The following is a 20560-nucleotide window of genomic DNA, read 5'->3' as shown; positions in this document are numbered from 1 at the left end:
GAGCGCTTGCATGGCATGCAAGAGGTCATCGGTTCGACTCCGATATTCTCCACGAAAGGCAAAGCATTTAGCTTTGCCTTTTTTGTTTTATGCCATTCTATACCTATATCCTCTTCTCGGAAAAGCTCAACCGCTATTATATCGGAAGTTGTCAGGATATGACGGTGCGGTTGGAGCAGCATAACACCGGTAGAAACAAATCCACCAAAGGCGGCTCTCCCTGGGCAATTAAACTGACCGAGACTTTTGACACCCGCTCTGCCGCCCAGACCCGCGAAATGGAGATAAAGAAAAAGAAGAGCAGAAAATACATCGAATGGCTGATTCGCTCAGCCAGCTAGGGCGTCCCGAAGGCTTTCGGGAAGGTCATCGGTTCGACTCCGATATTCTCCACGAAAGGCAAAGCATTTAGCTTTGCCTTTTTTGTTTTATGTCGTTCTATACCTACATCCTCTTCTCAGAAAAACTCAACCGCTATTATGTTGGAAGTTGCCAGGATATAGCGGTTCGGCTGGAACAGCATAACACCGGCAGGAATACATCCACCAAAGGCGGCTCTCCCTGGGCAATTAAACTGACCGAGACTTTTGACACCCGCTCTGCCGCCCAGACCCGCGAAATGGAGATAAAGAAAAAGAAGAGCAGAAAATACATCGAATTGCTGGTTCGCTCAGCCAGCTAGCGCGTCCCGTAGGCTTTCAGGAAAGTCATCGGTTCGACTCCGATATGCTTTATTTGATTGACGTAGCCCTTACGGTATAAAAACTGTAAGGGCCACGTCATTTTATACCTTCCTAAAATTGATTACTAATAACATGTTCACTATTTTTGAGTGTTCACTTAAAATGAACAAGATAACATAGTGAACATGGATGAAAACGAAACAGTTGATCTGGCAATAGAGAACCTGGAGAAGAACACGCCTTTTCAAGGTACCTGGACGCAGGATAAAGTTGGCAATGATCTCGATGGGGAGATCACGCTAAAATTTAACACTGCGATTTTGCACCTGCCTGTTACGGTTAAGAAAGTGGTGCGGGCCCCTCACCTACATCATATAGAACGCCTTGCAAAAAAGCATAACGATTTACTGCTTATTGCTTATGTTATAGATGAAAAAGCCAAGGCGCAGCTACGGGCGCTTGACATTGCGTACCTGGAAGGAAATGGAAATTTATACCTGCGCAAAGACAAGCTTTTCTTTTGGCTGGATAACAACAAACCCCTGAAGCCTGAAAAGGAGAAAACGAACAGGGCCTTTACCAGAACAGGTTTGAAGGTGGTCTTCCATTTTCTGCAGTCTGAAGAAGCCCTAAACCTACCCTACCGCATAATAGCTGCGTTAACGGACACTGCCCTGGGAAATGTACCCAATGTACTGAACGGGTTGAAAGCACAAGGCTTCTTGCTGCACCTCAACGACAGGGAACTAAAGCTCCAGAATAAACGCGAACTGCTGGAAAGGTGGATGACAGCCTACCAGCAGGATCTGAAACCAAGTCTGGAAATAGGCACTTTTCGGTTTCTGAAGCAGGAAGACTTCGACAACTGGCAAACCCTGGCTTTAAAGCCTGCCAAAACGTGGTGGGGGAGCGAACCAGCGGCCGACCTCTATACAAACTACCTGAAGCCAGAGATCTTAACCCTTTATACCGTAGAGAGCAGAAGCCAACTGATCAAAAATTACCGCCTCATACCAGACCCAAAAGGCAATGTACGGGTATACCAACGGTTCTGGAAACAGGATGGGGTAAACGGAAAAACAGTACCACCTCTTTTGATATACGCTGACTTAATGAACACCGGAGACAGAAGGTGCATAGCGGCGGCAGAAAAACTGTACAATGAGTTTTTACAAGATAAGCTATAAACAGATACGCCAAAGCCCCGAGCTGGCTGATATGCTTGCGGCTTTGGAGAGAGGCTTCGAGCAGTTCGGCATCGATTTCTATCTGATCGGGGCAGTAGCCAGAGACGTATGGATGCGAGGCATACACGATACACCTCCCAAAAGAACCACAGGAGACATTGACTTTGCTGTGCTGATAAATAAAAAAGGCGAATATGAAGCCTTAAGAGACTATTTAATAGATACAGAGGGGTTTCACCCAAGCAAAGAAAACGCCTTTGTGCTGATTTGGAAAAACGGACAGGAAGTAGATCTGATGCCATTCGGGAGAATTGAGCAAGGGGGCCGGATCAAAGTGCAGGGCACGGGCCTTACGACACTGCATGTATCCGGCTTTACCGAAGTGTATCAAGCCGGTTTGCCAGAGGTAGAGTTAGGAAGCAGGTATAAATTTAAGTTTTGCACCATACCCGGCCTTGTGCTCCTTAAACTTATTGCCTGGAACGACCGGCCAGAAAACCGCAGAAGTGACATACAAGACATCAGCGAAATACTGGTGCACTACTTTGGGATGTTTACCGAGCACATCTTCGAGCATCATAATGATTTGTTCGGCGACGAGGACGAAGACTTAATCAGTATAGCAGCGCAGGCGATAGGCCGGGAAATAGGGCACATAGCAAACCGCGACAATGCGCTCAAAGCCTTGCTGCTACAGATAGTACAGGAAAATACTGCAAGTGCCGCAACAAGCCGGATAGCAGCCATCATGGCAAGTACTTTACAAAATACAGTCGAGGCGAACATCATCCTGCTGCAAAAGATGCTGAAAGGTATAGAAGAAACAACAACAGCATAGCCCAAGCTGGGAAATGCTATACCCCATAAACCAAGCGGGCTTGCCATGATCATCCTCCGATCACAGCAAGCCCGCTTTTTAGACTTTTAAGTTCGCCGTGTCTAGCGGCTCACTTTCTCCAACGGCTTTCTTTTATACCCTCTGGCCATAACGGCTTCCAGTTCTTCGAGTGTTTTGCCCTTGGTTTCGGGCAGGTACTTCCAGACGAAGATGAGGTGCAGCACCATGGCCCCGCCGAAAAAGGAGAAGGCCAGCACACCGCCGTAACTCAACTCTGCTACCACCGGAAAGGTCCAGGTCATGATGGCAGCCCATACCCAGTGCGTGAGGCTGCCCAGCGACTGCCCTTTGCCGCGCACCGAGTTCGGGAATATCTCCGCCAGGAACACCCAGATAACAGCGCCCTGCGAGAAGGCAAAGCTGGCGATAAAGCCGATCAGGTAGATCAGGACGGTGTAGCCGTTGAAGTCCTGTTGGTAGAAGGCCATAGCCGTCAGTCCCAGCGACACGATCATACCCACCGAACCGATCAGCAGCAGGGTCTTTCTTCCGAATTTGTCAATTAACGTCATGGCGAGTACCGTGAAGAGCATGTTGGTGACGCCAATCGCGACAGACTGCAGCAAGGCGGTGTCGGTGCCGAGGCCGGTCATCTCGAAAATGCGCGGGGCATAGTACATGATGGCGTTGATGCCCGAGAACTGGTTGAAAGTAGCCAGCATGATCGCGAGGAAAATCGGGAACGAGAACTTACGGGAGAACAGCGGCTCGTTTGCTCCGCCCCGCTCCTGCGCCAGCGAGGCAATGATCTCGCTGCTTTCCTGCTCCGGGTTTTTGCTGCCCATCGTCCGCAACACTTGTAACCCCTCTGCCTCGCGCTTCATCTTGATCAGCCAACGCGGGCTTTCCGGTATCAGGAAGAGCAAGCCGAAGAACGCCACGGCAGGTATGGCCTCCACGCCCAGCATCCAGCGCCACGCGTCTACCGCGATGAGTTGGTTGATGAGGTAGTTGGACAGGAACGAAAGCAGGATACCAAACACGATGTTAAACTGGAAGATGGCCACCAGACGCCCGCGCAGGTTGGCCGGCGCGATCTCGGAGATATACGACGGCCCGATAACGGAAGAGGCACCGATACCCAGGCCACCGAGGAAGCGGTAGAACAGGAAGCCATACCAGGAATCGGTGAAGGCGCAGCCTAGCGCGGAAACCGCAAAGAAAATCGCCACGAGAATCAGGATATTCCGGCGGCCATACCTGTCTCCGGCGTTACCGGCGATCAAGGCCCCGAAAATTGTCCCGATCAGGGCAATGGCGTTGGTGAACCCGTGCCAGAAACCGTCCAGCCCGAACATGGCTTTAATGGATTGCTCTGCGCCAGAAATTACCGCCGTGTCGAATCCGAAAAGCAGGCCGCCCAAGGCAGACACCACTACGGCCGTTATTAATTTTCCATTCATGCTGTTTGTGTGGTTTGGTTTGGATGGGCACGGCAGTGTCCTGAGGCTTATACCAGGTATAAACCGCGCACACCATACCTTATCATGTAAATTTTATTTTGGGAGATACTCGGGCTGCGGTCGCCAGCAGCCAGTGGCCCCGATCAGCGCGGCCGCTTCTCCGAGGGTGGCTGTTACGAGCTCCGATTTGATTGAATTGCTGTGCAGGATGGCCTTTACATCCGGCAGAAACAGCTTGTGGGCCTTGCTGATGTTGCCGCCGATCACCACCACGTCCGGGTTTTCCTTGCTGATAAAATCCAGCAGGAAAGCCGCCAGGTTCTGCACAAACTCCTGCATCACCAGGTTGGCGTTCGGGTCGGTGTCGATCAGTTTGGCCAGTTCCTTCACGTTCTTCACCTGCGATCTGGATCGTTCGGCATAGGCTTTCAGGAACCAGCGCGTGGAAAGGTAGTCTTCGGCAATGCCCCCCTTAAAAGGCGACGAACCCAGGTTCACGTCGCGCGTGACGCCCTTTTCGCATACCGCCGAGCCCAGACCTGTGCCGAGGGTTATCCCCAGCACTTTTTTATACCCCCTGCCAGCGCCGCTCAACGCCTCGCCGGCAAGGTATGACTCCGCATCGTTCCGGAAGCTGATCGCAGTGCCGCTGATGTTGAGCTTCTCCGCCAAAGCCTCCCGGATGTTCAGCCCATATATGGATTCATACTTGTTCATGTTCCGGATGCGCGAGATGCCGTTTTCGTAGTCAAACGGGCCGGGCATCGCGATGCCCACCTTCACCGGACCTGCCGGCAGGCTGCTGCGCACCTCCCCTATCACCTCCAACCAGCCCTGCAGGATTTCCTCTGCCGAACCAGACGAATTGATGTGCTTTCGGGCCATCGAGCCGGGAACTATGGTTCCGGCCGCCACATCCACGGCCGCAGCCGTAATGTGCGACCCTCCTATATCGACCCCGATCACAGTCCGGTCCATCGCTTCTTGTTTCATCTGATTGTTTTCCGTAAGTTTTCGCAGTTCGCCCATACCTGTCCTTCCCTAGCAGAAGGACAGGCGAGCAAACGAAGTCAAGATCAGGTTGAGCCTATTTCTTCGTGTTGGCGGCAGTTTTGTTGGGATCCCAAACGGTTACGGCCACTCTGGAGTCGGCGGTGCCGTAGTACAGGTACCACTTGCCTTTGAAGTAAGTCAGGCCTTCCATAAAGGTGGTGCCGTCCACATACTGGCCTGTTTTCTCGTAAGGCATTTCCGGCTTGATAAACGGCTCATCAGAGCGCGACAAAAGCTTCATGGGGTTTTTGAGGTCGAACAAGGCCTGCCCACCGGTATAAATCCGGTCGGCCAGGGTAGTGTCGCCCAGGGCTTTGCTGTTTCCGGCGTTGTACAGCACCACAATGCCTTTGTCCGTTACCAGCGCAGGAGGCCCCGCCTCCACCAGCCACGCATCGAAATAACCCACTCTTGGGCTAAGCACTTTCACGATCTCACCGCGGTCATCCAACACCGGATCCCAGTTCACCAGGTCATCCGACGTGGCCATCCAGATATGGGGCACACCGAAATACATCCAGTACTTGCCGTTGATCTTGGTCGGAATCAGTTTGTCGCCCTCCTTGCGCGTCAGGATCGCTCCAGACTTCGAGTCGAGGTCACGGAACTTGCCGTCATGCGCTTTCGCGAAGGCCGGGCCGTGCTTTTCCCAGGTTTTCAGGTCTTTGGAGGTCGCCACAGCCAAGCGCGGGATGTCCTTGTTCCACTGGGTATAGGTCAGCACGTAGGAGCCGTCCTCCTTCTCCACGAGGCGCGGGTCTTCCACGCCGCCGGGCCACTCATACTGCTTCTGGCTGTCGTTGTCGGGGTATAGCACCGGACTGTCGCCGCGCTTGTAGGTTTTGCCGTCCTCAGATGTCGCCATGCCCAGGCGGGAGGTATGGCCACCGATCATCATGTCGCCCAGCTTGTCCTCGGCGCGGTACAGCACATGGATTTTCCCGTCGCGCACCACCGAGGCGGGGTTAAAGGTCGCCATCGCTTCCCAGTTCACCTTTTTGCCGCTCATCGGGTCCTTAAAAGTAGACTTCTCTTTGGGCGTGATAATCGGGTTGATCTCATTCGGCCTTTCAAAAGGGCCCAGCATCCATTCCTTGTACTTGGAGGGCGCTTCCTTCTGAGGTGTCTGCTGCGCCGCCGCCGTTCCGGCTAAGCCCAGTAGCGCGAGGCCTAGTATAATTTTATTGGTTCTGATCATGGTCGGTATCCTATTTTAATAGTTACGGATGGTAAATTTGTCCCCCTTTGAAGGGGGCAGGGGGATGATTACGTTATTGAGAGCGATCGTTTGAAACATTATACTTTAAAGCTATTTTTAGTAGCTAAAGGCGTCTAGCACTTCTAACTGATTTTCATCCCCCTACCCCCTTCAAAGGGGGACTTTTCTGCCTATCTTAATCCTTCTAAGTTAAAGAAGTTTAGCTGAAGTGTGCTGCTGCTTCACTACTATAGGAAGGCAGCAGCACACTAGCTCTTAGTTCTTTAATAACCTGCGTTTTGCATAATCTGGCCACCCGATTTGTCGATCTCGCCCTGCGGGATCGGGTACAGATAGTTGTTAGCCTGGAAGTTCTTGCCCATACCGGTCAGCACCTCGTCGGCCACGTTCCATCTTCTCAGGTCGTTGAAGCGCTGCGACTCAAAGCCAAGCTCTACCCTTCTTTCGTGCATGATCCACTGCTTCACCTGCTCCTTATCTGCTGTGGTGGCGCGGTCAGGCAACGTGCCGGCCGGGGCCATACTGCCGTCGGCGGTGGCGCTGGTTCTGGCGCGCGCTCTCACGCTGTTGATAATCTCGACTGCAGCCTGCTGCTGGCCCAGCTCGTTCAGGGCTTCGGCTTTCCAGAGCAGCACGTCTGCCCAACGAATAAACACCTTGTTGCCAGCCGAGTCGTCGTTGCCTTTGTTGCCAGTGTCTGTTGCGCCGAGCAGTTTATACACCGCTTGGTCAGCCACGTTCACGGTTAGGCCAAGGCGCGGATCGTTTGGCTCAAACTCATTCACAAAATCCTGAGTAGGGGCCACAAATCCCCAGCCCATCAGGGCGGCCAATCCGTTGCCCGTGCGCGGGGTCTGGCCTTCCTCGTGGTTGAAGGCAAAGATAACCTCCTGCTCGTTAAACTCCTTTGCCGTGCTGAAGCTGTCGAAATAGTTTTGATTGAGGGAGTAGTAGCCCAGCCCTTCCATTTCCGTCACGGTGTCCACTACTTTCTGCCAGTTCTGGCTATACAGGGCAACTTTGGCCTGCATGGCAAGCGCCGCACCCTTCGAGGCTCTCCACGGCTCCGAGGCGCTGGCATACCTGCTGTCAGGCAACAGGGTTTTGGCTTTGTCCAGGTCCGCTCTGATCTGCTCCCATACCTTCTCTTTCTCCACGCGGGTGGCTACGCTGTAGGCCTCGCCAAAGCTCTCCAGCGGCTTCAGCAGCAGCGGCACGTCGCCGAAGTTCACCACCAGGTCGAAGTAGTAGAACGAGCGCAGAAAGTACGCCTCGCCCAGCAGCCTGTTCTTCAGTTGGGTGTCGATGTTGATTTTCTGGATCACCGCCTCGTCCTCAAGGTAGCTGATGGCATAGTTGGCGCGGGAGATTCCCTCGTAGTCGTAGCTCCAGATACCGTTGAAGGCACCGTTGGCGGCCGTGAAGTTGAAGTTGCCCACCTGGTCCATCCAGGCCTGGTCACCGTCCGGGTTCCACTTCTTTTGCATGTCGCCCGAGGCGATGTCCTGCAGGATAAAGTCGTTGCGCAGCACCTTGCCGCCGTTCCAGTCCCAATTCCCCAGGATGTTCAGGGTGCTGGAAAGGGGCTGGTACGAAGAGTTTACCGACGAAATCACGCTTGCGAGCGTCGGGTCGGTATTTACCTGCTCCGGCGTCAGCAATCCGATCGGGGCCTGGTCGAGGTGGTCCTCGCAGCCGGTGAGCGACACAACGGCCGCCACTGCCAGCATTTTATATATTCGGTTCATATAGGTACAGTTTAATTAGGATGCTTTCTCAGTTAAAACTTGGCGTTGATGCCCATCAGTAACGACCGAGACTGCGGGTAAGTGCCAAAGTCGATCAGGTCAACGGATTCAGGGTCCAGGCCGGTATAGTCCGTGATCGTGAACAGGTTCTGCGCCGATACATAAAAACGCAGGCTCTCCATCCCGATGTTGAACTTGTTCTTGAGGGTATAGCCCAGCTCCAGGTTCTTGAAGCGCAGGTATGAGGCGTCTTCCACGTAGATGCTCGACACGCGGCTGCTGCCGTTGTCGGAGAAACTCACACGCGGAATGGTGTTGCTCGAGCCCTCCCCGTTCCAGCTGTCCAGCACGCGGGTGGTATAGTTAAACGGCCGCGTATCGTAATCGACGATCTTCTTGCTGTCGTTGTAGCGGTCTACGCCTTCAACGCCCTGGAAGAATACCGACAGGTCAAACCCTTTGTACTCGCCGTGCAGGTTCAGGCCGTAGCTCAGCTTCGGGTTCGGGTTGCCGATGAAGTCTCTGTCCTTGTCGTTGATGATGCCGTTGCCGTCGAGGTCCGCGAAGCGGATATCGCCCGGCAGGGCCGAAGGGTTGGTGGTGCCGTACAGGTGCGTCAGGATCTCCTCGTTGTTCTGGTAGATGCCGTCCATCACGTAGCCGTAGTAGGCGTTCAGGGGCTGGCCTACCTGCGTCTTCGTCACCGATCCGGCGATGTTGGGCAGGTTCGGGTGCAGCTTCTGCACTTCGTTTACCACGGTGGCCATGTTGGCGTTCACGCTGTACTTAAAGGCGTGGTCGCTGTCGCGGAAGTTTATACCCAGCTCAAAGCCTTTGTTGCTTACCTCACCCGCGTTCACAATCGTCGGGGACACCTCACCCACCAAAGCAGGCAGCGAGATCGGCAGCAGGATGTCAGAAGTCAGCTTATCGAAGTAGTCAGCGGATACATAGAGCTTGTTGTTGAACAAGCCCAGGTCTATACCCACGTTGGCCTGCGTGGTGGTTTCCCACTTCAGGTCCGGGTTGCCGTAGCGCGACACCAGGTAGCGGTCGGCATCACGGCGCAGCAAGGTCAGGTAGGCATAGTTGTCGATCTCCTGGTTACCCAACTGGCCCCAGCTGGCGCGCAGCTTCAGGTCCGACAACCAATCCACGCCATCCATAAAGCTTTCCTCGGATACCATCCAGCCGGCAGAAACCGACGGGAAGTAACCCCACTGGTTGTTTTCCGCGAAGCGGGATGAGGCATCGGCACGCAGGTTGGTGGTCACCATGTAGCGGTCGTTGTATACGTAGGTTGCGGAGCCGAAGAGCGAGAACAAGCCCCACTCCGAGCCCGAGCCCCCGTTCCAGAGGTTCTGCGCCGTGCTACCGAAATCAATGTAACGGAAGGCGTCGCTCGTGAAATCATACCGGCTTCTGGACGCGTTGATCGTCGAGCCGTGGTTTTTGATATACTCGCTACCCACCAGCGCGTTGATGGAATGCCTACCGATTTCCTTGGTATAGTTCAGGGTGTTGTTCCAGGTCAGGGTCAGCACCTCGCCACGGCTCTCGGCCAGTGAGTTCGGCCGGTTGTTTCGGCCCTGGCCTTTGTCTATGTCCGAGCCGCCGCCGTTGTCATCCCCGAAGTTCTCGCCGAAGGCTTTGTTGTGGAAGAAATTCAGGTCCACGCCCAGATTCGTCCGGAACTTCAGCGCCTTGTCTTGCAGCAGGGCATACTCCCCGAACATGTTGCCGAAGGTCTTGAACTGCTTCCGCTTGTCGTCGGTATAGAACGCCAGGGCAATCGGGTTGGAGGTATACTCGTACTTGTTGGCCTGATGGTCGTCCGGGCTGTTGTAGAACGGCAGGTCCGTGAAGGGGTTCCGCGGTGTATACGTCGGATCACTCGGGTCTTTAAACACCGACAGGATCGGCGGGCGCAGCATGGCGTGCCGGATGATTCCCGGCGCGTCGCCCTTCGACGAAAGCTTGTCCTGGGAGGTATACGACAGCTGGATGTTCGTTCCCACTTTCAGTCGGTTGGTCAGGTCCGCGGTCACGTTTGCCCGCACGTTGTAGCGCTGAAACTTGTCGTTGCCATATACCACGATACCGTCCTGGGAGTAGTAGTTAGACGACAGGAAATACTGAATCTTGTCGGTTCCGCCGTTTGCGGACAGCTGTATGTTCTGCGTGCGGCCTACCTCAAACAACTCGTCCAGCCAGTCGGTATCGGCGAAGTCGGCGCGGCCTTTGTCGGCTGTGTAAGGATTGGTGCCCGAATAGCCGGCGTTGTTCCAGGCCTCCTCCACTTTGTTCATATACTGGGTGGCGTTCAGCATGTCGGGCAGGTTGGTTGCCATCTGCACCCCGTTAAAGTAATTTACATCGATGCTGGATTTGCCTTTGATGCCGCTTTTGGTCGTGATCACGACCACGCCGCCCGCTGCCCGTGAGCCATACATAGAGGCTGCCGCGGCATCCTTCAGCACTGTCATCGAGGCGATGTCGTTGGGGTTCAGGAAAGACAGCTCGCGCGAAGGCACGCCGTCAATCACAAAAAGCGGGTCGTTGTTCCCGATCGTGCCCGTACCCCGGATGCGGATGTTGATCTCGTCGCCCGGCGCACCGGTGCTTTGCGTCACCTGCACACCTGCCACCTGCCCCTGCAGCGCCTGCGAAACCGAGGGCACGCGGCGGGTTTCCACGTCTTTCATGTTTACCGGGGCCACTGCGCCGGTGATGGTGGCCTCTTTCTGGGCCGAGTACCCGACCACTACCAGTTCCTGCAATGCCCTGGCGTCTTCCAGCAGCGTTACGTTATATGCTCCCGGGCCGCTATAGGGCACCTGCTGGTTGGCATACCCGATATAGGAGAACACCAGCGTGCCCGGCGTTTCAGCCACGCTCAACGAGAAGGAGCCGTCGGCGGCGGTGGCCGTACCGTTGGCGGTGCCTTTCTCCAGCACCGTTACCCCTGGCAGGGGTTCCCCGTTCTTCGCAACCACCTTTCCGGACACCGTCCAGGCAACGGGTTTTATGAAAGCGTTTTTCTCCGCTGGAAGCGCCGCACTGTAGCCGCTTCCGCTCATAGCCATCAGCAAGGCAAGAAGACAGCCCTTTTGCCGCCACGTATGTTTAGAGTTTTTCATATAACAGGTATTATAGTGTATAGATTACTTTCAAAATTTCGCTCTTCCCTTTTTCGTCCGTTCCGGCACGTTGCTTTTGGCGCGGCGCGAACAAGCGCATTTACAACTGTGTGATTAATCACTTTATACAACAGCGACGGTTATACCCCTGGGTGACTCTTTTAAACGGATGCTGCACACAAACTACCCATTACACAGCATAATGTCCGAAGACATAAGAAAAACCGGTTTAGCATAAGGTTAAATAAACATCCGCGCTACCTTCCTGATCCAGAGAAATGCTTTCGAATAACAAATCTCAAATGGCCAAGAAAACCGGTTTAGCAACCGTTTAAATAAAGTTTTCAGCTGAATGCTTCTCGTACTCCACCTAAAACCATGCTGTTGATTGCCTAAAAGTATTGCTAAAAAACCGGTTTAGCAAACTTTATACTACCTTTTTTAACCGCCATACCTAAGTACTCACTTTCCGGGTCGACTCGCGAATGGTAAGCCGGGAAGGTATGATCACCTTTTTCCCTTTGCTGCCCAGCCGCACGGCCTGTAGCTGCTGGAGTAGGATGTTAATCAGGGTGTTGCTGATCTCTTCCATGGGCTGCGCCACAGAGGTGATGGGGGGCGAGTAGAGTTGGAATAGCTCGATGTCGTCGAAAGCCACCACGGCAATGTCTCCGGGGATCTTAAGCCCTAGCCGCTGCATGGCCTGCAGCCCCCGCACCGCGAGGTAGTTGGTGGCAAAGCAAACCGCGTCTATGCCTGGGTGTGCCTCCAGAAACGCCCCGATGCGCTCAATGGCGGAGGTATCGCGCAACTGGTAGGGAATTTCGAGCAGGTAGCTTTCCAGGCCGTGCGCCGCGATAAGTCCCTGGTAGCCCGCCAAACGCTCCTGCATCTGGCTCTGCGCGGAGACCAGGGTCACAAACGCGATGTGCCGGAACCCCTGCCCGTACAGAAAATCGCAGGCCGCATACGTGCTTTCCTGGTTGTCGGTGCCCACATAGTCTGCCGCTACGTTGGGCAGGTGGCGGTCAAACAGCACAACGGGCGTGCCCTCCTCAATCAAAGCCCGTATCTCCTCTTCCACCCCAATCGGCGGACAGATGATATACCCGTCTACCTGCCGCTCCCGGAACATCCTGAGCAGAGACTTGGTCTTGGCCACATCGTCGTTGGTGCTGCTGTAGATAATCTCATACCCGCTGTTGTAGGCCTTCTCCTCGATCAGCGAGGCGATGTTGGAAAAAAAGGAGTCTGAGATGTTCTCCACAATCAGCCCGATGCTGTTGGTTTTTCCAGTGGCCAGGCTCTGCGCCAGATGGTTGGGTTTATACCCCATCTCCTTCACCACCTGCAGCACCTTCTCGGTCAGTTCCTCGCTGATGCGGCGTTCCCTGGCTTTGCCGTTCACGATGAAAGAAACGGTGGACTTAGAGATGTTGAGCTTTTTGGCAATATCCAGAATGGAGACCTTTTTCTTTTTTACCATGATCGTCTCGCCCAAAGGCGAAAAAAGTTTATCAGGGGCAGTGCTGCGGGGAGAGACTCCCCCGGCCCCTGCCGTGTTTAGTGAGAACGCAATGTGCGGTATAAGCGCAAGCAGCCGCAAGGAGACTGTTTGGCGCTACCATATTAGCCATAATTGCGGGAACGGGCAACAATGTTTTCGGCTGTGCCGCGGCAGCACGTTCCCATACCTATCCGGGAGACACTAAAAAACCGCCCCCTGCCATACAGCAAGGGGCGGTTTTCAAGAGAGTGTCTTGCTCTTTGCTTACACAAACAAGCCCTCTACCGACAGGTAGCGCTCGCCGGTATCGTAGCAGAAGGTCAGCACCCTGGCCCCTTCCGGAATCCCTTCCTCGATCTTTTTGGCGACTGCGGCCAGCGAGGCCCCGGAGGAAATGCCGATAAACAGCCCCTCCTCGCGCGCGGCGCGGCGGGTATAGTCAAAGGCCTCGTCGGCGTCTACCTGCACCACACCGTCCAGCAGCGAGGTGTCCATGATGCTGGGGATAAACCCGGCGCCCACGCCCTGTATCGGGTGCGGACCAGCGTGGCCGCCGCTCAGCACCGGCGAGGCGGACGGCTCCACGGCAAGTACCTTCAGGTTCGGGAAGCGGCCTTTCAGCACCTTGGCGATGGCCGTGATGTGCCCGCCGGTGCCCACGCCCGTGATCACGTAGTCCAGCCCGTCGGGGAAGTCTTCCAGTATCTCCTCCACTGTGGTGTTCACGTGCACGGCCACGTTGGCCTCGTTGTCGAACTGCATCGGCATCCAGGCTTTGTGGTTTTCCGTCACCATTTCGCGGGCGCGCTCAATGGCACCTTTCATACCCTTCTCGCGCGGGGTCAGCTCCAGCTTGGCGCCGTAGGCGGCCATCAGGCGGCGGCGCTCAATCGACATCGACTCCGGCATCACCAGCACCACCTGGTAGCCTTTCACGGCCCCCACCATGGCCAGGCCCACGCCAGTGTTGCCAGATGTCGGCTCCACAATCACGCTGTCTTCCTTGAGCAGGCCTCTCTGCTCTGCGTCTTCGATCATCGCCAGCGCGATACGGTCTTTGATGCTGCCGCCGGGGTTGCTGCGCTCCAACTTCATCCATACTTCCACATCTTTGTTAAACAGCCTGTTGATACGCACGTGCGGGGTGTTTCCGATTATTTCAAGTACTGATTTGGCTTTCATGTTTTATCTTGATTAGAGGTTTACGGTTTAAGACAAACTTAAAGGTGCTGGTCGCCCTGGGGCGCGCAGAAGCACCGGTAGTGGTCGTGTGGTAGTGGGTAGAAAAAGCGCGTGGCAGGGTATGGCCTGCTGTTATGTCCGTTTTACTGGGCTCAGATAGAAAAGTTCACGACGTCGGCCGGGTCGGCGGAGCGGCGCACGTCGATCTGCGGCCGATGGTATACCCTGGAATAGGGAGGTACGCTCTCGGTGAGCCACACGTTGCCGCCGATGGTACTGTAGGCCCCCACCGCGGTGTTGCCGCCCAGTATGGTGGCTCCGGCGTAAATCACGACGTGGTGCTCGATGGTGGGGTGACGCTTGATGTTGGCCATACCCTTGTCCACGCTCAGGGCTCCCAGCGTCACGCCTTGGTATACCTTCACGTAGTTCCCGATCACGCTGGTCTCCCCGATCACGATGCCCGTACCGTGGTCGATGCAGAAGTGCGTGCCGATCTGTGCGCCCGGGTGGATGTCGATGCCTGTGCGGGCGTGCGCGTACTCCGACAGCACGCGCGGCAGCAGCGGCACCTGCAGCCGGTAAAGCTCATGGGCCAGCCGGTATACGGCCACGGCCTTGAAGCCGGGGTACGTCCGGATGACCTCCTCGATGCTCTGTGCGGCCGGGTCTCCGGAGGCGATGGCCTCGGCGTCGAGCAGCAGGAGCTGGTGTATCTGGGGCAGGTGCTGCATCATCTGCTGGGCTACCTCCCCGGCGGGCATGGGCAGCTGCTCCTCCATACCCGAGAGCACGCGCATCAGGTTTTGCTGCAGGCTGGCCGCATACGTCTCCAGTTCCCGCACCGTCTCGAAGCGCTCATCGGCCAGCGCCGGGAAAAGCAGTTGGAGCACGCCCTCCACCAGATGGCAGATGGCAGAGGCCGGCACCTGGTGCTTTGCCTGCTGGTGATGGGTAAAGAGTGTATGTATAAACTGGCTGTTCATGATGCTGGGTCAAGGTGTTGCGTTAGGCACGGTGCTGCAAGTAACAAAAAAACTACAGACTTGTTCGGCCCTGCGGCTATTTATGAGACGAGTCCGGCCCCTTCCGCGTTTGCCCGCAGCGCGTATTTGTTTCTGCCTGCCCTTGCTCCTTCCCACAGGAGCACGCCTAGCGGGCAACCAGCCGCTGGTTTTTGACAAGTAGCACAAGATACAAAAACGAGACGAAGGCAAAGGCCGATGCGGTCCAGAAAACCAGCGGGAAGTTGCGCGCTTCGTTGCCGTAGAGCCAACCCGAGGCGAAGGCCCCCACCCCAATGCCGGCCTCCAGGGCAATGTACATGGTGGCCATGGCCCGGCCCCGGTGCGCGTCGTGCGCCAGGTCTATCGTCCAGGCATAGATGGTGGGGGAGTTCATGCCGGTACACACCCCAAAGAGCACCCCCACCAGCAGCAGCTCCGCAGGCGACGACACCAGCCCGAGCAGGCCCATGGCCAACGTGAGCAGCCCCGTGCTCACGCGCAGCACGGCCACCCGGCCATACCTGTCGGAGGCGCGGCCCGCCAGAAACCGGATCGCCAGCGAGGCCAGCGTGAAACTGGTGAAGAAAAGGCCCTTGTTTCGGATACCCAGGTGCTCGCTGAAATCGGGGATAAGGGTGAGGATGGTGCCGTAGGCGAACATAGAGAAGAGCATCACGACCGAGGGCGACAGCACGCGCGGCTCAAACAGCTCGCTGCGCGAGATCTTCAGCAACCCCATCCGGAAGCGGTTTGGGTTGTCGAGGGTTTCCTGCATGCGCCAGATCACGGCCACCGACAGAAACGCGGCCAGCGAGGAGGTATAAAACATGGCATCCACGGAGTATAGGTTGGCAATGGCGCCACCCGCCGCCGGACCTGCCGCCATGCCCAGACTACCCGAGACCCCGAGCAGCCCCATCGCCTCTCCCCGCCGCTCGGTGGGCACCAAGTCGGCCACGAAGGCGGCCTTGCCGGTTGGGGTGAAGCCGGTGGAGAAGCCGTGCATGAAGCGCAGCAGCAAAAAGGCCGAGACCGTGCCGGTGAGGGGGTATAGAAAGCCTGCCACGATGCATACCGACCCGCCGATCACCATCACCGGTATACGCCCGATCTTGTCGGCCAGCTTGCCGCTGAACGGCCTGGAAAGCCCCGCCGTGAGGGTAAACAGCGAGATGATCAGGCCTTTGTATTCGGCACCGCCCAGGCTGCTCAGGTAATCGGGCAGCTCCGGTATGATCATGTTGAAGCTGGAGAAAAAGAGAAAGGAGCTCAGGCAAAGCAAGCCAAATTGCACCCCATATACCCGCGTTGTCTGTTCGGCCATGTCTGCTGTTATGAGAGTGCAAAGGTGGCGAACCTTCCGCTGCCGCGCCAACCGTCGCGCTTTAAATTTTGCTGCCTGTTGCGCCAGCACGGGCAGCACGCCTTCGCCGTGCGCTGGGCCGAAAACAAAAAGGGGCAGCCATCTGCGCGAGATGGCTGCCCCTTTATCGGATTCGTGTTCCTTACTCTTTTTCGGCAGCGTCCTTGCCTTCAGCATCCAGCACCACGGATCCTGTCTGGCCCTGTGCGTTGGTCATAGTCACTTCATACGTTTCCTTTGCATCGGCTACTCCTGCCTCAGGAGCCACTTTGTAGATATCGCCTACTTTCCAGTCGGCGTACACATCACTTGCCAGCGTCGTCTTCACAGCCTCCGGCAGTTGCTCCTGGGTCACTTTCTGCTTGTTGCCCTGCTGCGCGGCCTGCGTCTGCTGCGGCGTTTCAGCGGCTGTCTGGGCGCTGGCTTCAGTGGCGAAAAATCCTGCAAAGGCAATGGCGGCTACAAATGTTATCTTTTTCATAATTCGGTTCTGATGTTAAAGTTTATTTTAAGTTTTGTTGTGATTGGAGGTATGGCAGAACCGTGCCAAAGCCGGAACAAAGCACTTAATACACTTATAATCAACGAATTAAAACCATATAGGCGACATCCAGGAAAAGGGAAACCGGGGGTGCCGATTGGGGAGATTTACCACAAAGCGTAGCGGGCATACTCGGATTGTAGATGCAAACCCATACCCACTAAAGGCCGAAAAAGAACAACGCCCTGGCTTTTGGGCAAGGCGATGGAGAGGAATGGTATACGGTTAGGGTATCTGAAAGGCGTTCTGCGGGACTAGGCTAGGCATGGAGCTCGGGCCTGGCAGCCTTCCCGTTCACCGGAATGCCTTTTTCTATGGCCGCCAGCATCAGGCTTCTGGAGACGTGCAGGGCCATCTCCGGCTGCTGGATCAGGCCAAGCCGCATCCGCCGGGGGGCGCCCTCTTTCTGGTCAAAAATCACGACATGTTCCGTCATCCGCATCGCCTGCACGTTATCCCAGCGGATAAGCCGCTCACGACCCGTCAGGGTCAGGCGGTACATGATCCGCTCGGGCGTGATGGAGAGGTAAGCGTCTTTGAGCCGGATTTTATCCATGGCCACCGCAATAGAGAGGAAACCAACCAGCGTGAGCAGGGCGCTGCTCAGGGCCCATCCCACCCTGAAATCATGGATCCAGAAGAGCTCCCGCATCAGGGCGTAGGCACCGCCCGTGGCGCAGAACAGCCCCAGCCCGAGCACGGTTTTTTTTGTTGACTGAAGCTGCCTGTTAGGGTAAAGGTTTATATACATATACTGTTTTCTTGGCTATGCCACTGTTGAGCGGAGCATAATTTCCCGCTGTGTTACCATTTCCCTGATCTGCTCTTTTACCTGCATCAAAACGTTTTCACTCTGTATGTGCTCCAGGTGGATGTCATGCTCCTCCTCATTTTTCAGGATGAAGGTCACGTTGTGCACCCCGATGAGCACGGCGTCCACCTCGTCCCAGTCAAACTCCTGCTCCCGCTGCAGAAACCGGGCTCTATAGCATACCCCCTGCACCGTCAGGGTCAGGTGGCGGCTGTAGTTGGGTTTCCGGTCGAGCCACAGATTGAAAAAGTAATAGGCGGGCACCAGTAAGTTCACTAAAAAAACAAACAGCAGCCCCGGCGCGAAATGTTTGGTCAGGGCAAGAAAAGTGAGCAGACCAATCTGCAGGGCTACTGCCAGCACGGCCAAAATCGCGGCGCGGCGTTCTGCTCTGGGTTTTAGGGTGTATGCACCTTCAAATAGTCTAACACTTATCTCCTGCATTGGCTACAGAGGCTTGTTTCCCTAAAAATAGAAATAAAAAAGGAATTGTCAAATTTAGCCGCCTTCAATTTTTCTGGTAGGGGGTGTGCCAGTATTTTTTTAACTTGAGGCTGCTTATGAACAGAAGAATCAAGATTCAGTGCGCCCTCGCCCTTGCGTTTAGCGCCCTCACCGCCTGCCAGTACCTTCCGCAGCAATCCAAGACATCCAAGGCACCTGCCAACAAGTTTTCGGATGCGACGCTGCAGCGGCTGTATACCCTGCAGGACGAGCGCAACACGGCGGAGCTGCTGCCATACCTGGCCCACCACAAACCACAGTACCGTACGGAGGCGGCCCTAGCGTTTGCCTCGGTGCAGGACTCGCTGGCCGTGCCTGCCCTGCTTCCCCTGCTCACAGACACCGCGGCAACCGTGCGGCAAGCCGCCGCCTATGCCCTCGGCCAGACCGGGAGCGCCCGGGCAGAGGCCGAGCTGATGCAGCACCTGAAGCTGGAGCACCACCCCCAGGTGCAGGCCGAGCTGCTGGAGGCCCTTGGCAAGGTGGCAACCCCGACCGGGGCCCGCTACCTCAATTCGTTTGCGCCAACTTCCCCCTCCGCGAAAGAAGGGCAGGCCTGGGGCCTGTACCGGGCAGGGTTGCGGCAGCAGGTAACGCAGCAAGGCACCGGCGAGGCAGTGAACCTGTTGAAGGCGGACAACCCGTATGCGGCGCGCCTGGCCGCGGCGCACTATATGGCCCGCACCCCCAAAATCGACCTGACCCCCTACCGGAAGGAACTCCTGACAGCGGCCACCTCCGACCCTGCACCCGAGGTGCGGATGGCCGTGGTGCAGTCGCTGGCAAAGGTCCGGGCAACCGACAAAGCGCGTTTCCTGTCTACCATCGTGCAGAGCGACCCTGATTACCGGGTGCGCCTGAGCGCCGTCAGAGCCATGGCCGGGCTGGAGTTTGCCGCGATAAAGCCGGCTGTGCTGGCTGCCCTGCAGGACCCGAACGTAAACGCGGCGGTGGCCACCTCCGAGTTTCTGGTGGCCAACCCCAGTGGTGTGGAGGTGCCGCCGCTCCTTCAGTTGCTGCCGCAGCTGCAGGACGCCCGCGTGCGTGGCAACGTCATCTGGGTGATTCTGCACAACAGCCAGCCGCAAAGCAGAAGCTACCTGGACACCCGCTATAAACAGCAGTACCAAAATGCGCGCACCCCTTACGATCGGGCGCACCTGCTCAAGGCGCTCTCAGGCGATTACGGCAACTACCAGTATATAGCCGATGAGATGATGGCGGCGCAAGTGCCGGTGGTGGCCACCACCGCTATGGAGGCCCTGATCCTGATGCGCCAGCAACCTGACTTCCCGAAACGGCTGGAAAAGGAGTTTTCCGAGATCTTCAGGCACGCGGTGGGCACCGGCGACGTGGCCCTGGTAGGGATGGCCGCCGCCGCCATACGCGACCCAAAGCTGAACCTCCGGACGCATTACCGCGATTACAGCTTTCTGGCGCAGGCACAGCTGAAGCTCCAGCTGCCCCGCGACATGGAAACCTACATCGAGCTACAGAAAACACTGGACTACCTGAACAACCGGACGGAAAGCGCCGCGCCGCAGAATCCCTTCACCCACCCCATCGACTGGGCCCTGGTGAAAACCATACCGGCAGCCCAGCAGGCGGTGCTGCACACCGCGAAAGGAGACATCACGCTGCAGCTGCTGGTAGAGGACGCGCCCGGCTCTGTGGCTAACTTTGTGGCGCTGGCAAAACAGGATTTTTTTGACAGCCTGTACTTTCACCGCGTCGTGCCCAACTTCGTGGCGCAGGGCGGCGACAAGCGCGGCGACGGCTGGGGCAGCTCTGATTACGCGATCCGCTCTGAGTTTGCCCCGCTGCACTACCTGGAGGGGTATGTGGGGATGGCCTCGGCGGGAAAAGACACCGAGAGCAACCAGTGGTTTATCACACACTCCCCCGCCCCGCACCTCGACGGACGCTATACCATCTTCGCGAAAGTGGTGGCCGGTATGGACGTGGTGCACCAACTGGAGGTGGGCGATATGATTTGGGATGTAGAGCTGAAGAAACCCGCCCCCCAAACCGTGGCAGCAAAGTCAACACGGGGTTTCCACCTGAACCTCGCCAGCTTCCTCAAAAACAAATAGGAGCATGTATAAAGCATCTATACTACCATTATCGAATGGGTTTTGCGTATTGGAATATTTTATAATTTATTAATTATAAACTGCCATACCCCAAGCCGAAATCTCATGGTTTTGGAAGCTACAAACACTGGAGCAAGCGTACCGATCAACTGATATTGTATAAAAACGTGATCTTGGGAATATCACGGATATTTCAAAACTGCAACAGCCTATTCCATAGT

Annotated in this window: 17 protein-coding genes and 1 tRNA gene (1 of these 18 cut by a window edge); 6 read left to right on the top strand and 12 right to left on the bottom strand. The window is 56.0% G+C overall.

The window, feature by feature from the left end; genetic code table 11:
• From MKJ04_RS13125 to MKJ04_RS13105, 5 genes are all read left to right on the top strand, one after another.
• Positions 1–52 (top strand) — tRNA-Ala (locus tag MKJ04_RS13125); it begins 122 nt to the left of the window's first position.
• A gap of 37 nt (positions 53–89) precedes the next feature.
• Positions 90–341 (top strand): GIY-YIG nuclease family protein, encoded by a 252-nt coding sequence (locus tag MKJ04_RS13120; protein WP_241642105.1) that lies wholly within the window; start codon positions 90–92, stop codon positions 339–341.
• Positions 342–430: 89 nt separating this feature from the next.
• On the top strand, positions 431–682 hold the full coding sequence (locus tag MKJ04_RS13115; RefSeq protein ID WP_241642104.1) for a GIY-YIG nuclease family protein: 252 nt from the start codon (positions 431–433) through the stop codon (positions 680–682).
• 186 nt (positions 683–868) lie between these two features.
• Positions 869–1870, top strand: coding sequence for a type IV toxin-antitoxin system AbiEi family antitoxin (locus MKJ04_RS13110; protein WP_241642103.1), 1002 nt, complete (start codon positions 869–871; stop codon positions 1868–1870).
• Positions 1845–2708, top strand: a complete 864-nt coding sequence (locus MKJ04_RS13105; protein WP_241642102.1) for a hypothetical protein — start codon at positions 1845–1847, stop codon at positions 2706–2708. Before MKJ04_RS13110 ends, MKJ04_RS13105 begins: the two co-directional genes overlap by 26 nt.
• A 101-nt stretch (positions 2709–2809) precedes the next feature.
• On the opposite strand, the gene MKJ04_RS13100 is transcribed toward MKJ04_RS13105, so the two are convergent.
• From MKJ04_RS13100 to MKJ04_RS13045, 12 genes are all read right to left on the bottom strand, one after another.
• Positions 2810–4207, bottom strand: a complete 1398-nt coding sequence (locus MKJ04_RS13100) for a sugar porter family MFS transporter (RefSeq protein WP_262918083.1) — start codon at positions 4205–4207, stop codon at positions 2810–2812.
• Positions 4208–4264: 57 nt separating this feature from the next.
• On the bottom strand, positions 4265–5164 hold the full coding sequence (locus MKJ04_RS13095) for an ROK family protein (RefSeq protein WP_241642100.1): 900 nt from the start codon (positions 5162–5164) through the stop codon (positions 4265–4267).
• A gap of 94 nt (positions 5165–5258) precedes the next feature.
• A complete protein-coding gene (locus MKJ04_RS13090) occupies positions 5259–6422 on the bottom strand; it encodes a glycoside hydrolase family 130 protein (RefSeq protein WP_241642099.1) in 1164 nt (387 codons plus the stop codon).
• Positions 6423–6706: 284 nt separating this feature from the next.
• On the bottom strand, positions 6707–8191 hold the full coding sequence (locus MKJ04_RS13085; protein ID WP_241642098.1) for a RagB/SusD family nutrient uptake outer membrane protein: 1485 nt from the start codon (positions 8189–8191) through the stop codon (positions 6707–6709).
• 32 nt (positions 8192–8223) lie between these two features.
• Positions 8224–11331: a SusC/RagA family TonB-linked outer membrane protein gene (locus MKJ04_RS13080; protein ID WP_241642097.1), complete on the bottom strand. Its 3108-nt coding sequence runs from the start codon at positions 11329–11331 to the stop codon at positions 8224–8226.
• Between the two features lie 454 nt (positions 11332–11785).
• Positions 11786–12817: a LacI family DNA-binding transcriptional regulator gene (locus MKJ04_RS13075; RefSeq protein WP_241642096.1), complete on the bottom strand. Its 1032-nt coding sequence runs from the start codon at positions 12815–12817 to the stop codon at positions 11786–11788.
• Positions 12818–13102: 285 nt separating this feature from the next.
• Positions 13103–14020, bottom strand: coding sequence for a cysteine synthase A (gene cysK / locus MKJ04_RS13070; protein ID WP_241642095.1), 918 nt, complete (start codon positions 14018–14020; stop codon positions 13103–13105).
• 152 nt (positions 14021–14172) lie between these two features.
• Positions 14173–15006: a serine O-acetyltransferase EpsC gene (gene epsC, locus MKJ04_RS13065; RefSeq protein ID WP_241642094.1), complete on the bottom strand. Its 834-nt coding sequence runs from the start codon at positions 15004–15006 to the stop codon at positions 14173–14175.
• A gap of 166 nt (positions 15007–15172) precedes the next feature.
• Positions 15173–16351 (bottom strand): MFS transporter, encoded by a 1179-nt coding sequence (locus MKJ04_RS13060; RefSeq protein ID WP_241642093.1) that lies wholly within the window; start codon positions 16349–16351, stop codon positions 15173–15175.
• A gap of 181 nt (positions 16352–16532) precedes the next feature.
• Positions 16533–16871 (bottom strand): hypothetical protein, encoded by a 339-nt coding sequence (locus MKJ04_RS13055; protein WP_241642092.1) that lies wholly within the window; start codon positions 16869–16871, stop codon positions 16533–16535.
• Between the two features lie 319 nt (positions 16872–17190).
• A complete protein-coding gene (locus MKJ04_RS13050; protein ID WP_241642091.1) occupies positions 17191–17682 on the bottom strand; it encodes a hypothetical protein in 492 nt (163 codons plus the stop codon).
• Positions 17683–17697: 15 nt separating this feature from the next.
• Complete coding sequence (locus tag MKJ04_RS13045; protein ID WP_241642090.1) at positions 17698–18186, bottom strand: hypothetical protein; 489 nt, start codon at positions 18184–18186, stop codon at positions 17698–17700.
• A gap of 116 nt (positions 18187–18302) precedes the next feature.
• Between MKJ04_RS13045 and MKJ04_RS13040 the strand changes: the two genes are divergently transcribed.
• Entirely contained in the window at positions 18303–20339 is a 2037-nt protein-coding gene (locus MKJ04_RS13040; RefSeq protein ID WP_241642089.1) for a peptidylprolyl isomerase, read from the top strand.
• The last annotated feature ends 221 nt before the right edge of the window (positions 20340–20560 follow it).

Source organism: Pontibacter sp. E15-1, from assembly GCF_022601975.1.
Taxonomy (GTDB): Bacteria; Bacteroidota; Bacteroidia; order Cytophagales; family Hymenobacteraceae; genus Pontibacter.
The sequence above is the reverse complement of the archived record's forward strand: the minus strand, read 5'-3'. Positions and strand labels throughout refer to the sequence as shown.